We start from the raw sequence: 14,127 nt of genomic DNA on the forward strand, positions 1-14,127 counted from the left end.
TGAATGACTAAAAAGCCACGCGTTTAATAGCGCGTGGCTTGGGTTAGTTGTTTGTAGCGCAAATAGCCTTAACTAAGATGATAGCCAAAAGGATCATCTACACTTGGGCTGGGTTGAGTAAACCACACTGGGCCATTAGCGCTCATATAGAAATGGTCTTCTAAACGTACCCCAAAATGATCGGGAATCACTAACATTGGTTCGTTACTAAATACCATGCCCTCGGCCAATGGAGTGTTGTCGCCAGCCACTAAATACGGCCCTTCATGAATATCTAGCCCGCAGCCATGGCCAGTGCGATGTGGTAAACCCGGTAAGGCGTAATCTGGGCCATAGCCATCATTGGCTAATGCTTGGCGAGCTGCGGCATCTACATTGGCGCAAGCTTGGCCAAGTTGGGCCGCTTCAAAGGCGGCTAGTTGGGCTTTTTGTTCGCTTAACCAAGCGCTACGTTGGTGCTCGGTGGCTTCGCCAAAGGCATAGGTGCGGGTGATGTCTGAGTTATAACCTTCAACTAAACAGCCGGTGTCGATAAGTACCCAATCATTTTCTTGCAGTATTTGAGGCTCTTTTACTCCATGCGGAAAAGAGCTGGCTAAACCAAATAACACAATGCAAAACGAGGAACCGCTAGCGCCTACTTTTTGGTGTGCTTGATGAATAAACGCTGTTACTTCGCTAGTGCTAATGCCAGGGCGCAATATTTTTGCTGCCGCTTTTTGCACTTCCATGGTCATGTCTTTTGCTTTTTGCATTAAGGCTATTTCGTTAGCCGATTTTTGCATACGACAGGCTTGGCTTATTGAGTCACCATTTACAAACTGTAACTTAGGGTTAGCTTTAATTAGGCCGTCTACCAAGAAGTATGACGCGCTAGGGTCAATGGCGACTTTTCCCTCTAGTTTTTGTTGCTGGCACACTTGCTGAAACAAGAGGTAGGGGCTTTGATGTTCATGCCAGCCATGAAAGGGCGCCTCAATTAACATAAAATCGTTAATTGAATCCTGCTCAAAATAAGGCGCAATGTAATGCAGTTGGCCGTTGGCGCTGAGTATTGCGCCCACCATACGCTCGCTGGCGTTCCATTTTAATCCGGTAAAGTAATAGAGGTTGGTACCTGCGTTAAGGTAAATTGCACTAATACCCTGTTGCTGCATGAGTCGGCAGGCCTTGGTCTGGCGCTGTTGATACTCTGCAAGACCTATTTTTTCAACATCGCTACACATGTTGCTTAGCAGGGCTAATTGTTCACTGGCGTTACTGCCACCTACACCTATGGTCATGGATAATCCTTGATTGCATGATTAGCTGAGATAATGAGCTTACTCAGCGTTTGCTAAAGATTAAGAACAAAAGGGCAGTAGGTAAAGTGGAATATTAACTAATAACTAGAAGAATGAATGGCTTGTTAATTAGTGGCCTCTAACATGGTATGCATACTGACCTTGTTTCCCCCCTGATGTTTGGCTTGGTACATGGCTTCGTCGGCTTGCTTAATTAACTCTGACAGATCTGGAGTATCAATATTACTGGCCACACCAAAGCTGGCACTCATAAATAGCTTGCCTTTGCTGGTGGCTAACTCTTGTTGATTGAGTTGAATACGAATGCGATTAGCGAGGGTATTAGCTTGTTCGGCATTGGCATTGTTGAGTGCAATCACAAATTCTTCGCCGCCAAAGCGGCCGAATAAATCGCCCACTCGCAGATTGTCTGAGGCAATGTGGGAGAAATGCATTAAAGCTTTGTCGCCAATGTCGTGCCCATACACATCGTTGATGCTTTTAAAGCGATCTAAGTCGATAAAGATTACCGTTACCACTCCTCCAGAAAACTGCGCACGTTTGGTCATTTTTTCTAGCTGCTTAAGAAAGTAACTGCGCCGCATAGCGCCTGTTATGTCGTAGTTGGCGAGTTGTTCCAGCTGGATAATTTGCCGCCAATGCAGCAAAAAATAAAACACGTAGGTTTGCAGGGCATTACCGGCAAAAATGGCTAAGGACAACAGGGTAGGCACGCCTAGCAGTAAGCCGCGATTTTCTGGAGTGCCTTGCAAGGTAATATACATGCGTAACATGAGACAACTGCCAAAGAACAGGTAGAGGCTAATAACCAACCACAAAGCGTTGTTATCTTGTTGTCGCCAATAGCGAAAATACAGATAGGCACAGTAGTAACAACACAGTGCTAAGGTGCTAGAAAACAAAATAATACGGTGCTTGCTAGAGGGTTCAAACATGATGTAATACAAAGTAAAGGCGCAATACACTGCGAGCACTAAACCCAGTAATGTTCGGTTGAAACGTTGTTTAAGGTAGTGATGGTGACCAGCTAAAATCAATAAGAAAGACCCTACAAACAAGCCGTTTTGTAAGATCAACTCGGTGGCCGTTGGCATATCTGCCAGTACTACTAATGCTAAGCCACATACCTGAGCGTATGAAGCGATGATCCAGCAATCTAGCTCTTTTTTCTGCCCATGAAAAAGTCGAATGAGGGTGAGTACCACAGCGGATACCACCGTCACTAAAGTGGTGAGAATAAAATAGGTGAGTCCATCAACAACCATTAACGAGCGATTTCCTTATTGCTACAACAATAGTGTAGATGCCTGTTTTATTTATACAAATTGAATTGCTTAGATGGTAGCTAAATTGCGAAGCAGCGAAACACCAAGGAGCTCCGCTGAATGGCTCAAATAGGCCTATTTGGGTTCTAGGATGTACAAGGTATTTTGATCAATACTTTGGTTGGCTGGAAGTACTTTTTGAATCACATGTTCGCCTTTGGCTGCGACCGAAAAATCGTCATCATTGAGTACCGCTAGTTGATTATTGTTGCGTAGCCACAGCCCTTCTAGTTTGTCGTGAGGGTAAGGTGTAGGCATATCTACCAATAAATCGCTGACGAGGGTTTTAGTTACCGGTTTAATGCCTTGATTAGCCAACTCTTGCCAGCTCAATTGTTCTAGCGTTTTACCGTTAACGCGTAAACCGTTTGGTGAAGTAACATCGCCGCTTACATCTGTGGCTTGGCGTAGGTCTATCTTGTAGATACGTTTGTATTTAGCCTGCTTTTTCCCCTTTCCGCCGGCAAAGCCACCATCTCGCTCAATCACCAAAAACTGTTGTTGGTTGAGAGCAACAATTTCTGAATTAGACAAGTTGTTGGCTTCTTGCTGATAAATAAACTGCTGGGTTTTACCTGTCTCAATATTAAAGCTTACGATGCGAGTAAGGTTTTTATTGGTAATAGTTTTTTTACTGGGGTTGTACAAGGTAGATTGCATGATTCCAAACAGTACTTTTTCGTCTGGAGTAATGGCTAAACCTTCCATGCCACGGTTTGCTCGGCGATGAGTAAATACTGCGGGTAGCTTGCGGCCGCCGGTTCCTGTGCCAAATGGATTGATGCGCTCTAGCTCTAGGCCTTCTTGATTGTAATGCACAATATGTGGGCCATATTCGTCACTTACCCAAAAGCCACCGTCTTTTAAGGCCACTAAACCTTCACTGTCGATACCGTAAGGGTCAGCCTTGAGTACTGATTTGTCATTAGCATAAGCTACTTCGCCGGTATCACCCATGCCTTTAGGGTTAGGCAGTCCAGAAACGGCGTTACCCTGTGGATCTTTTAGCAAAATTTCTTTTACTTTAGTGATTTGACCATTTGAATAGCGAAATAAGCCTATTCGTGGCGTGTATTCGGGGGTAGGGAATATTTTCCCTTTACCTTCTGGGCCTTGATATTTTGCATTGGGCCCACGGTCGGTAAGTGCATAAAAGTGATCACCGAGGCTTGGGTGAGCGGTCATTGCGGAGCCATAACCGCCGTTACGGATCTCGGTACCGTTGGTCAATGTGGTTAATACTTGATAAGGCAATGTCGCCGAAGTATTAACCTCGTTCGCGAGTGTTTGCAGGCTTGTGAGAGCCAGCACAGTTATCGGCAAAATCAATCTTATGGTCATGTTTGCTTCCTTGCTATAATGTTTTATAAAAACATAATATAACCATTAGATTATTCTTTTATTACGTATGAATTTGCATAAGTAGTGAGCCAAAAAGCCAAATCTAATAATGGCTTAGCCCATTAATTGTGCAGGATATCTCACAATAATTACTAAAAAAGCTAATCAACGAAAACCTTACTAGGATTACTAGTGGGTGTAATGTCGAACTTTGGGAAAGGTAGCAAGGCATGTTTGGAAAAAATATCAGTCAGATCTCGGTTGTTCATCGGCTATACATTGGATTTGCCGTACTCACTATAGTGATTGCACTTGGCGGCGGCGGCGCGTTGTTACTCGGCCAAAAAATAAACTCAAGCTTTAATATGTTGACGGAAAACAGCGCCAAAACGCAGTTGTTGGCCAACGGTGTTGGTAGCCAAGCGCTTCGATCCGGAATCCAATTACTCAGCATCCCCAATTCAACTAACCTTGAAGAACTACAACAGATAAATAGCCAAGCAGAACTTGCTATTCAATCTTTAGAAGATCAGGTGAAGGCTCTTTCTGAGCATGCTGCTGCATTTAACATCACCAGTTTGAATCAGCACTTAAAAAACGTAGAACAAGTTGAAAATATCTTGTCTACAGAAGGACAAGGCTTAGCTGAGCAACAAGGGATCTTTTTACAACAAGACCAAAAAGTTCGTGATGATGTTAGTAGTTTCTTGTTTCAGCTTTCGGATTTAAAGCGCATGGTTAACCAAGTCTCCGGCCCTAGCGCTGCAGAAGATAGTTATATTCAAGACGTTTTAACGATGGTGATGGATCGCTTTGGTTTAATCGAATTTTTGCTTTCAAACATGGTAAACACTCGCGACCCGGAAAAAGTCGCTGACCTAGTTAAAAAGATTCAATATAACAGCAAGGTATTTAATGATGATTTTGAGTCACTGACATTTGAGGTGGAAGGCTTAGCTGACCCTAAAGTGACAGACTTAGTAACCTGGTTTAACCGCGAGGTAAATGACTCTTCGGGCATTGTTGAGCGTTACATAGGAAGCCAACAAACCATTGCCAACATTAGCAAACAAACGACGGAAATTAACCGTCAGTTGTCAGCCTTAGATGGCATTATTATTAAGATTGTTGACTTAGCAAACCAGCAAAGTGATGCCGCTAGCGCGCAAGGTCAAAGCCTGATTAAAAATTCGCGGGCGACCACCGCGGTGGTGGTGCCTATCGTAATACTGTTTGCTATTGCTGTTGCGTATTGGCTAGCCAGCTTAATTCGTAAACCTCTAGAGCACACTCAATCACATATTCTGCGATTAGCAGAAGGTGACTATAGCCAAGTTATGCAAGGCAAATACTCTGGTGAATTTGCGATTTTGGTGGCAGCGATTAATAGAATGATTGAGCAAGCGCGGGAGGTATTTAGCCAAATTCAACTTGCCGCTCATCAATTAAGTGACGTATCGGTTCGAAATAACGAAGCCGCAAGCGTTGTTAAAACTAAGTTAGATAAACAAACGGCAGAGCTTAGTAGTGTTGCTACAGCTGTGACTGAAATGGAATCGGCGATTAAAGAAGTGGCGTCTAATACTGAAAGTAGCCGCGAGTTGTCAATGTCGGTAGAGAGCAATATTGATCAAGGCCAGCAGGTGATGAATCAAAATATTGAAACTATCGAAAGTTTGGATAGTGCTTTGCAAAGTACTTCTGGCCAAGTGGATAAACTGGCTGATGCGAGCAAGCAAATTGGTTCTATTATTGAAGTGATTGACGGTATCGCTGAAAAAACCAATCTACTTGCTTTAAATGCGGCGATTGAAGCTGCGCGAGCAGGTGAGCAAGGCCGAGGCTTTGCTGTGGTAGCAGATGAAGTACGAAGTTTAGCCAGCCAAACCACCAAAAGTACCGAGTCAGTAAGGGCGATGATTGAAACCCTGCAACGTGAATCGACTCAAGTTTATAATGCAATGGCCTCTAGCCGTGAACAAATGAGCGAATCTAAAGACCTCGCTGAGAAATCACGCGAAGCGATTATGACCATTCGCACCGACATGACCCAGATGCGTGAAATGACTGATCAAATTAGTGTGGCAGCGCAAGAGCAGCATCACGTTGCCAGTGAAGTGACTCGAAACGTGAATGTGATTGCCGAAGTTGCTGAAGATAACTTTGAGCAAATTGGTAAAGTGGCGCAATCTAGTGAAGAGTTGCAACAACAGGTAAATGACATCGAAACTATGTTAAAACGTTTTATATTGAAGTAAATTAGAGAGCCTTTTGGCTTGGTCTTTTGCGAGTAAATCGCTGAGGTAATTTATGTTCAATTTATCGCGTTTGTTGAGTCCTAAGTCTCAACAACTGGCTGCTCTCGATTTAGGCAGTAATAGTTTTCACTTAATTATTGCTGATTGGGAAGACGGCGAGTTAAAAGTTCGCGATAAAGTCAAAGAGATGGTTCGCCTGGGCTGGGGCTTACAAGATGATGGCAGTTTAGATGCCGCAGCTTGGAATCGCGCTCAGGCTTGCTTAGAACGTTTTGGCGAACGTTTACGTGAGTTTAAACCCGGCAGCGTGCGTGTTGTTGGTACTAAAACCCTCCGCAGTATTATTGATGCAGATGTTTTCTTACAAGCCGCTGAACAGCGGCTTGGACACCCCGTAGAAGTGATCTCTGGTGAAGAAGAAGCTCGCCTAATTTACCTTGGCGTTGCGCATTACAAAGCACCAACCAATGGCCCGCGAATGGTGATAGACATTGGCGGCGGCAGTACCGAGGTGACTTTAGGCGAAGGCATGGATCTTAAGCTTAAAGAAAGCTTAGATATGGGCTGTGTATCAATCACCAAACGCTTTTTCAAAAGTGGCCGAGTCACCAAAAATCGCTTACTTAAAGCCAGCGTATACTGCTCTCAGCAACTATTGCCAGTAGCCGACGATTTCCTTGAACATGGCTGGAACGAATGTTTAGGTGCCTCGGGCACGATTAAAGCGGTTGCTAAAGTATGTGTAGACAACAATTTCTGTGAAAATGAGATTCAGCTAAGCGGACTAGACGCCATTGTTGAGCATTACCTTGAAGCGGGCGAATGCAACTTGCCACTTAAAGGTTTGTCTGAGGAGCGCCAGCCGGTGTTCTTAGGTGGTGTTTTAGTGCTTCAAGCTTTGTTTCAGGCCTTAGGTATTACCTCTATGCACGCCGCTGAGTCGGCCCTGCGCGAAGGTTTACTATATGAACTTAAAGGACGTTTAGAGCATAGCGATATTCGCCCTTCCAGTGTGCAACGTTTGGCCGAGCGCTACCATGTAGACAGCCAATTTAGTGGTCGAGTAGATACTACTTGTCAGTTACTGCTAAACCAAGTTGCTGAGACTTGGTCGTTGGATGAAGTTGAAACCAATAAACTACTAACATGGGCGTCTCAGCTGTTCCTTGTAGGCTTAGATGTGGCACATAGTGACTATCATAAACACGGCGCTTACATTGTTGAGCATGTTGATTTAGCCGGTTTCTCTCGTTTAGAGCAACAGCAGCTAGCAGCCTTAGTGTTGGCTCATCGCCGTCGTTTTCCGGTAAAGCAATTCCCACTACAAAATACTGATTTATTGAAAGCCTGTTTGATTCTTCGCTTATCGGTAATTTTCAATCGTGGTAAGCGCCGACAAACCTTGCCTGAACTGCAATTTAGAGCCGCGGGACAACAGATGAGCTTATTGTTGGATCAACAATGGCTGCAAAACAACCCTCTTACTCGTGCTGATTTAGAAAACGAGCAACAGTACCTAAGCCAGATTGATTACAAATTAGATCTTATCGAGTTATAGAGCGAGGTTCGCCCTAGCACGCTAGGGCGAAAATAGATTGGATTAACGGTCTTTATTGGTTGCGCTGATTTTGTGAATCGCTAAGTCAGCACCGTGGAATTCATCTTCTTCTGATAAACGCAATCCAGCGAGTTTGTCTACTAAGGTGTAAACAACAAAGCCACCCACTAGTGCTACCACTACACCCGCTAAGCTACCCACTATTTGACTCATCAGTGAGATGCCACCTAAACCGCCTAAGGCTTTACTACCAAAGATACCAGCAGCTACGCCGCCCCATACACCACATAAACCGTGTAGCGGCCAAACACCTAATACGTCATCTAGGTTTGAACGTTGTTGTAACCAAGTGAATACCCAAACAAACAATGCGCCAGCGATACCGCCAGTGATTAATGCGCCAATAGGATGCATTAAGTCTGAGCCTGCACACACGGCAACCAAACCTGCTAGCGGACCATTGTGAACAAAACCTGGGTCATTACGGCCTACAATTAATGCGGCAATTGTGCCACCAACCATGGCCATTAAGGTATTTACTGCAACTAAGCCGCTTATGCCGTCCATGGTTTGAGCCGACATAACGTTAAAGCCAAACCAGCCTACGGTGAGTACCCAAGCTCCAAGCGCTAAGAAAGGAATGTTAGACGGTGCAAATGCAACTCCTGGTTTTCTGCCCTTACGCGCACCTAGAATCTTAATGGCAACTAAGGCTAACCAGCCACCCATGGCGTGTACAACTACCGAACCCGCGAAATCGTGGAAGGCTGCGCCAAACTGCGCTTCTAACCAAGCCTGAAAGCCGAAATTGCCGTTCCAGATAACACCTTCAAAAAACGGGTAAACAAAACCAACAATCAGTGAAGAAGCGATCAGGAAAGGATAAAACTTACCGCGTTCAGCAATACCACCCGAAACAATCGCTGGAATAGCCGCAGCAAAGGTCAGTAGGAAGAAAAATTTAACCAGCTCATAGCCATTTCCTTCTGCTAGCACTTCTGCGCTATTAAAGAAGTGATTGCCGTAAGCTAGGTAGTAGCCGATAACAAAGTACGCGACGCCGGAAAAAGCGAAGTCAGTGATAATTTTAACCAAGGCATTTACTTGGTTTTTGTGGCGCACGGTACCTACTTCCAAGAAGGCAAAACCGGCGTGCATTGCCAGCACCATTATAGCGCCCAACAAAATGAATAAAGTGTTTGCGCTTTGCGACAATACGTCGATAGCGTCACTAATATTATCCATTAAAAAATCTCCCTAATTGTTTCTTTTAATATGGTTTGCGCCAAAAAGAAGCAATTTCCAGGCCTTTTATTAATTTTATATTGAGCCAAAGCACTAAGTTGATGCATTTCAAGGGTTTTAACTTGATGATAACAATGGGGTTACATGTTTTGGCTCTGGTTTGGTGCGAGAATAAGTGTGATCAACATTTGTTGTGATCGATATTGGTGCGCCTACGCTGTGTTTTGGTGCTTGGTTTGGATTAGTACCAGTAAGCTATTAAGTAAGGCATTCTGTTTTGTAAGCTCTATTCAAGATCTGCTGGAGTGGCTTGTTCGCTGGTAGAGAATGCTGTTGGGTGATGATAGAAGCCAACAATGAAAAAGTTAGTTTAATTGAGTGTTTATTGAGTCTTTATAGGTCTGTTAAAAAGAGTGGGGCAAAGTGAAGCATTTAGAAGGTAACGCAGTTACAAACAAGTTTCCTATAATAAACGTTAACACGACGGATTAAGGAGAGTGAATGAGCCAATGGCATGAGTTTTATCGAGCAGCCAATTTTGTAGAGGCTAAATTGTTACAAGGTATGCTAGGAAAAATGGGGATTGATAGTCGTGTAGATGGCGAATACGCGATGGCTGGTGCGGGTGAATTACCCATGGATGTGGTGGAGGTGTCGTTAAAAGTCGATCTTGCTCATTGGGACAAGGCTAAACAAGCGGTAAGAGACTACGAAGTCAATCATAAGCAAGAATGGACGTGCTCTAGATGCGGAGAGGGGAATCCTGGTAGCTTTGAATATTGCTGGTCTTGTCAGCATGAATTCTCCGCAAAATGAGCGTTCAAAGATGCAGATTTAGTCAACTAATGTTATGCTTAAAAAGTAAACAGCTAGGATGGCTGCTCTAATTCATGTTTGTGTGAGGATATCCAATGGCTATTGGTCAAGTTAACAGCTCTGTCGCCCCTTCTGATTTTTATATGGAACAGGCGAAAAAACGCCAAGAAGAGCAAGATGAAAAGCTTGCTTCTGGTAAAAAGATAAACAGCGCTGCTGACGATCCTGCTGGCCTGCAAATCTCTAATCGCTTAACCACTGGTATTAGTGAGCAAGAAGCCTATGCAAATATTTATCAAAACCAGGTAAGTATCAACAATATTGAATCCGCTCAATTACAAGGTACTACAGACCTGCTGCAACAAAACCAGGCCTTGGTTGTGCAAAGTGGCAACGGTATATACAACTCCGATGATATCGCCGCTTTACAGGCGCAAGTTGATGCAAACACGGCGGCTATTCCTAACGCTGGTGATTTGGGCGTAGACAATATTGATTTGAACGATCCCGCCACTGCGCAAGCCGCTTTGCAAGGGGGCCAGCAAAATACCGATGCTAACCAAGCACAATTAGGGGCCTCGAGTAACGCTGCCGAATCGGCTTATCGCTCTACCCAAGCAGCTATTGAAGCGCAAAGTGCCGCTCGTTCTCGTATTCTCGATACTAATTACGCACAGTCTACCTCCCAACAAGCGCAAAACGATGCCCTGTTACAAAGCTCTATACAATCTTACCAACAGCAGTTAGCTGCTAAGAATGTCGAGAAGCTTATCTAGCTTGTTCTAACTCAACATCTAAACGGCGCAACACTGTTACAGTGAGCGCCGTTTTTTTATGGAGGTTGTAATGAGTGAGTCGATTCATGGGCATCAAGTGATGCAGTTGATGTTGGAACAAGGTGGTAGCTTTACGTCAGCTTCTCTTGAAGAATTAATGAAAACTACTTTTGGCGCAGACAGTAAATACCATACCTGTCGCCAGAAAGAGATGAACGCCCAAGAGCTAATTGTATTTTTGGCTGAACGCGGAAAGTTTGTTGAGGCCAAACAAGGCTTCACAACTTGTGAATCTAAAATCTGCTCGCACAAATAGCCACCTCTTTTTAAGGGCCTACTCAGGCCCTTTATCTATATTAATCACTATTAATTTAGTTATAGCTGAAATAACTTGCTATGCATCCCTGCTATGGTGTTTAATTCATCTTTCTTTGCTGTTTTCGCTATTAAATCGACATATACATCTATAATTGCATAGGTAGCTAGATTTTTAGTCGGAACAGAAAACAAGTCATTTAATCTATTGAGGTTTCTGATATTAGTTAAACGTGTGTTTTAATTGTGTCAGGTTTCTTTTACGTAACTAGATTGTTATCTAAATAAAAACGCAAAAGTGACGATATATAAGCTATCGATACTTGTATTCACATGGAGTGGTATAAATGGATTTGGCTCGACGTCTAAAAATAAGCCATAAGGTAGGAATTCTTGCAGCCATCGCTGTACTGGGGTTCGCCGCTTACCTTATAAATAACATATTGGTTCAGCAACAGAGCCAGTTCAGCATTGAACAAATTAGAGATCAATACTTCCCTGCTCTAGATACCGCCACTGTTGCTCAAAACACCCTATATAACATTGATCAGCTGTTGCAAACTGCAGTAACCACAGGAGAGGAAGAGTCTCTTGAAAGTGCTGATACGCAACAACAGCTACTTAGTAGTAAGCTAAATGAGTTACTTGAGATCTTGCCTAGTGCTAGAAAAGAGGTAACGCACCTGCAAAGCTTGCTTAATAACTATTACGGCCAAGCAAGGTCGATTGCATTAAGTTTGGTCGATGGCAGTGCTGATTTCGCTACTTTGCCAGCGAAAGCAGAGCGCTCGGCAGCCATACTGCAAGAGCTAACCACTGGTATTGCTAACTTAAGGGCTAATACCGAGCAAGCTTTTAATCAAACCATTGATGGCACAATCTCTAGCTCTCAGTCGGCGGTTACTACCGGTATTATGCTGGGTGTAGTCACCATAGTGATAGTTATTTTTGTTGGCATTATGACCACCAAAAGCATTGTTAACTCGATTGCTCAAGTCACCTCTTCTTTGCGCGAAATTGCAGAGGGAGAGGGGGATCTTACGGTGCGTGTGGATTACGACGGTAAAGATGAAATTGCTACTTTAGTGCATTGGTTTAACCAGTTTATTAGCAAAATGCAGATAAGCATCGCCACTACCACTGAAACTGTTCAAGCCCTACAAGATGTGTCTACCCGTTTAATGGAAACCAGTAAACACACCGCGTCTAGTATTGAGTCGCAAAATCACTCGGTAGATGCGGTAAGTGCTGCAATTCAAGAAATGACTAGCAGTGTTCATCATATTGCAGATTTTGCGTCTCAAGCCTCGGAAGAAGCCTCTTCCGCTAATGGAACGGCGCAAGAAGGGAACCAAGTTGTAGAGAATACCATTTCGGTCATTAATGATTTAGCAGAAGAAGTGAACAGCACCGCTAAGGCCATTAATCAGCTGGAAGCCTACACCAGTAACGTAGGGGTTATTCTTGATGCGATTCGTGGCATTGCCGAGCAAACTAACTTGCTAGCGCTAAATGCCGCGATTGAAGCGGCGCGTGCAGGCGAGCAAGGGCGTGGCTTTGCTGTTGTGGCAGATGAAGTTCGCACCCTAGCGTCTCGTACACAAGACTCAACCCAAGAGATTCAGCAAGTACTTGAAGAACTTCAAAAAGGCTCTGGCTCTGCGGTAGAAGCAATGAACCGTGGTATTGAGCAAGCCGGCTTAAGTGTTGAGCAATCAGCACAAGCGGGTAAATCGTTAATGGATATTACTGGCAAAGTAGAATCAATTCATGCGGTTAATGAACAGATTGCGGCGGCAACAGAGCAGCAAACCAAAACCTCTGACTTAATTCATAACAGTGTTAATGATATTCAACAGATATCTCTCGCAGTGGCGAAAAGCTCTAGTGAAATAGATAACGTCAGCGAGGATGTAAGGCAAGTAACTCAGCGTTTAAGCGAGGTTATTAGCCAGTTTAAAGTGTAATAAAACCAATTGTATATAATAAAAAAATAAAGGAGATGCCCCATGGATTTAAGGGCGTGGCAGGTGTTACCAATATGCTTATTGAGTAGCGCAGCAATGGCAGACGAAGCTCTCGAGCAACGAGTAAATGATCTCGAGCAAGAGGTGCAGGTTCTTCGTGAACAAAATCAGGATAGTGCCTTTGATAGAATCAGCTTTAACGGGTTCTACAGCGTGGGCATTAATCAAGCAAACAACAACTTAGGTTACGCAGGCTCTACCGACGAGTATGATTTTAATAATCTTACTTTAGTGGGTTTGCAAGGTGACTTTGCCCTAGCCGATAGCACCAGTGTAACAGTGCAATTAGTGGCGCGTGGTGAAGACGACTTTAGCCCAGACGTTGAATGGGCTTACCTAAAACATACCTTTGACAACTACATTACAGTGCGTGGCGGTAAATTGCGCCTACCTATGTACATGTACTCAGATTACCTAGAAGTAGGTTACGCTCAGCCGTGGGCTCGTCCGCCCGAAGAAGTTTATGGTTTTGTACCATTTAACTCTTTTGTGGGTGTAGACGGTAGCTACGACTTTGAGTTTGATAACTCAACCTTAACGCTACAGGGTTTTTGGGGACAGTCGGAAGAAGATGGCACTGACTACGATGATATTTTAGGCGCCAACCTTACTTGGGCAATTGACGATTTCACTGTACGAGCAGTTTATGGCGTAACTAAGATTACCGTTTCTCCAACTAATCAACCTGATGCGCAAGTATTAGCAGAGAAGAACAAGTCTGACTTCTTAGGTGCTGGCTTTAGCTACGACAACGGTTCGTTGTTAGTGGTGTCTGAAGTGACTCGAGCAACGGTTGAAGGTGGCTATTCAGATGTTGACTCTGGTTATCTCACTTTGGGTTACCGCTTTGGTAAGGCTATGCCTTATGGCACAGTGGCGGGCATGAAAACTCAAGATGATGATGAGCGCGTAGACATCATGTTACCTGTTGGGCCAGATGGTGCTTTAGTACCAGTTGATTCATCATTCATCTACAGCGGTAAACGTACCTCTTACTCTTTAGGTTTACGTTATGACTTATTGTCTAACTTAGCGGTGAAGTTTGACGCTACCTTAGTCAATGGTTTTGGTGATACCAATGGTTTAATGCCAAGTAAAGTTGCTGGCGCTACAGAAGACAGCACTACGGTATACAGTATCGTATTTGACGGCGTATTTTAGG

At 44.0% G+C, this 14,127-nt stretch carries 11 protein-coding genes; 7 read left to right on the forward strand and 4 right to left on the reverse strand.

Annotated features, from left to right (window positions below):
* Positions 1-68: 68 nt before the first annotated feature.
* From Q4592_RS07675 to Q4592_RS07685, 3 genes are all read right to left on the reverse strand, one after another.
* Positions 69-1,283 (reverse strand): Xaa-Pro peptidase family protein, encoded by a 1,215-nt coding sequence (locus tag Q4592_RS07675; protein ID WP_303511709.1) that lies wholly within the window; start codon positions 1,281-1,283, stop codon positions 69-71.
* Between the two features lie 125 nt (positions 1,284-1,408).
* Positions 1,409-2,569 carry a GGDEF domain-containing protein gene (locus Q4592_RS07680; protein WP_303511711.1) on the reverse strand — a complete coding sequence of 387 codons (1,161 nt, stop codon included), beginning with the start codon at positions 2,567-2,569 and terminating at the stop codon, positions 1,409-1,411.
* 135 nt (positions 2,570-2,704) lie between these two features.
* Positions 2,705-3,970, reverse strand: a complete 1,266-nt coding sequence (locus tag Q4592_RS07685) for an esterase-like activity of phytase family protein (protein ID WP_303511713.1) — start codon at positions 3,968-3,970, stop codon at positions 2,705-2,707.
* Positions 3,971-4,200: 230 nt separating this feature from the next.
* Between Q4592_RS07685 and Q4592_RS07690 the strand changes: the two genes are divergently transcribed.
* Together Q4592_RS07690 and Q4592_RS07695 are read left to right on the forward strand one after the other, a co-directional pair.
* Positions 4,201-6,228, forward strand: a complete 2,028-nt coding sequence (locus Q4592_RS07690; protein WP_303511715.1) for a methyl-accepting chemotaxis protein — start codon at positions 4,201-4,203, stop codon at positions 6,226-6,228.
* A gap of 52 nt (positions 6,229-6,280) precedes the next feature.
* A complete protein-coding gene (locus tag Q4592_RS07695; RefSeq protein WP_137673410.1) occupies positions 6,281-7,786 on the forward strand; it encodes a Ppx/GppA phosphatase family protein in 1,506 nt (501 codons plus the stop codon).
* A gap of 42 nt (positions 7,787-7,828) precedes the next feature.
* Here Q4592_RS07695 and Q4592_RS07700 read toward each other — a convergent pair whose 3' ends face one another.
* A complete protein-coding gene (locus Q4592_RS07700) occupies positions 7,829-9,031 on the reverse strand; it encodes an ammonium transporter (RefSeq protein WP_303511718.1) in 1,203 nt (400 codons plus the stop codon).
* 501 nt (positions 9,032-9,532) lie between these two features.
* On the opposite strand from Q4592_RS07700, the gene Q4592_RS07705 reads away from it, so the two are divergent.
* The 5 genes from Q4592_RS07705 (at position 9,533) to Q4592_RS07725 (ending at position 14,126) form a co-directional block, all read left to right on the forward strand.
* Positions 9,533-9,847 (forward strand): DUF2007 domain-containing protein, encoded by a 315-nt coding sequence (locus Q4592_RS07705; protein ID WP_303511720.1) that lies wholly within the window; start codon positions 9,533-9,535, stop codon positions 9,845-9,847.
* A 95-nt stretch (positions 9,848-9,942) separates the two neighbouring features.
* Positions 9,943-10,623, forward strand: a complete 681-nt coding sequence (locus tag Q4592_RS07710; RefSeq protein ID WP_303511721.1) for a flagellin — start codon at positions 9,943-9,945, stop codon at positions 10,621-10,623.
* 70 nt (positions 10,624-10,693) lie between these two features.
* A complete protein-coding gene (locus tag Q4592_RS07715) occupies positions 10,694-10,939 on the forward strand; it encodes a YecH family metal-binding protein (RefSeq protein ID WP_137673414.1) in 246 nt (81 codons plus the stop codon).
* A gap of 346 nt (positions 10,940-11,285) precedes the next feature.
* The gene (locus Q4592_RS07720) at positions 11,286-12,905 is read left to right on the forward strand and encodes a methyl-accepting chemotaxis protein (RefSeq protein WP_303511722.1); all 1,620 of its coding nucleotides are present in this window, start codon (positions 11,286-11,288) and stop codon (positions 12,903-12,905) included.
* Positions 12,906-12,947: 42 nt separating this feature from the next.
* On the forward strand, positions 12,948-14,126 hold the full coding sequence (locus Q4592_RS07725; protein WP_303511724.1) for a hypothetical protein: 1,179 nt from the start codon (positions 12,948-12,950) through the stop codon (positions 14,124-14,126).
* The last annotated feature ends 1 nt before the right edge of the window (position 14,127 follow it).

The sequence above is a fragment of the Agarivorans sp. 1_MG-2023 genome (assembly GCF_030548385.1).
Classification (GTDB): domain Bacteria; phylum Pseudomonadota; class Gammaproteobacteria; order Enterobacterales; family Celerinatantimonadaceae; genus Agarivorans.

What these genes read in the sequence shown, in the direction of transcription:
- Q4592_RS07675 (WP_303511709.1), bottom strand. Translation starts at nt 1,283, where the DNA reads ATGACCATAGGTGTAGGTGGCAGTAACGCCAGTGAACAATTAGCCCTG.
- Q4592_RS07680 (WP_303511711.1), bottom strand. Translation starts at nt 2,569, where the DNA reads ATGGTTGTTGATGGACTCACCTATTTTATTCTCACCACTTTAGTGACG.
- Q4592_RS07685 (WP_303511713.1), bottom strand. Translation starts at nt 3,970, where the DNA reads ATGACCATAAGATTGATTTTGCCGATAACTGTGCTGGCTCTCACAAGC.
- Q4592_RS07690 (WP_303511715.1), top strand. Translation starts at nt 4,201, where the DNA reads ATGTTTGGAAAAAATATCAGTCAGATCTCGGTTGTTCATCGGCTATAC.
- Q4592_RS07695 (WP_137673410.1), top strand. Translation starts at nt 6,281, where the DNA reads ATGTTCAATTTATCGCGTTTGTTGAGTCCTAAGTCTCAACAACTGGCT.
- Q4592_RS07700 (WP_303511718.1), bottom strand. Translation starts at nt 9,031, where the DNA reads ATGGATAATATTAGTGACGCTATCGACGTATTGTCGCAAAGCGCAAAC.
- Q4592_RS07705 (WP_303511720.1), top strand. Translation starts at nt 9,533, where the DNA reads ATGAGCCAATGGCATGAGTTTTATCGAGCAGCCAATTTTGTAGAGGCT.
- Q4592_RS07710 (WP_303511721.1), top strand. Translation starts at nt 9,943, where the DNA reads ATGGCTATTGGTCAAGTTAACAGCTCTGTCGCCCCTTCTGATTTTTAT.
- Q4592_RS07715 (WP_137673414.1), top strand. Translation starts at nt 10,694, where the DNA reads ATGAGTGAGTCGATTCATGGGCATCAAGTGATGCAGTTGATGTTGGAA.
- Q4592_RS07720 (WP_303511722.1), top strand. Translation starts at nt 11,286, where the DNA reads ATGGATTTGGCTCGACGTCTAAAAATAAGCCATAAGGTAGGAATTCTT.
- Q4592_RS07725 (WP_303511724.1), top strand. Translation starts at nt 12,948, where the DNA reads ATGGATTTAAGGGCGTGGCAGGTGTTACCAATATGCTTATTGAGTAGC.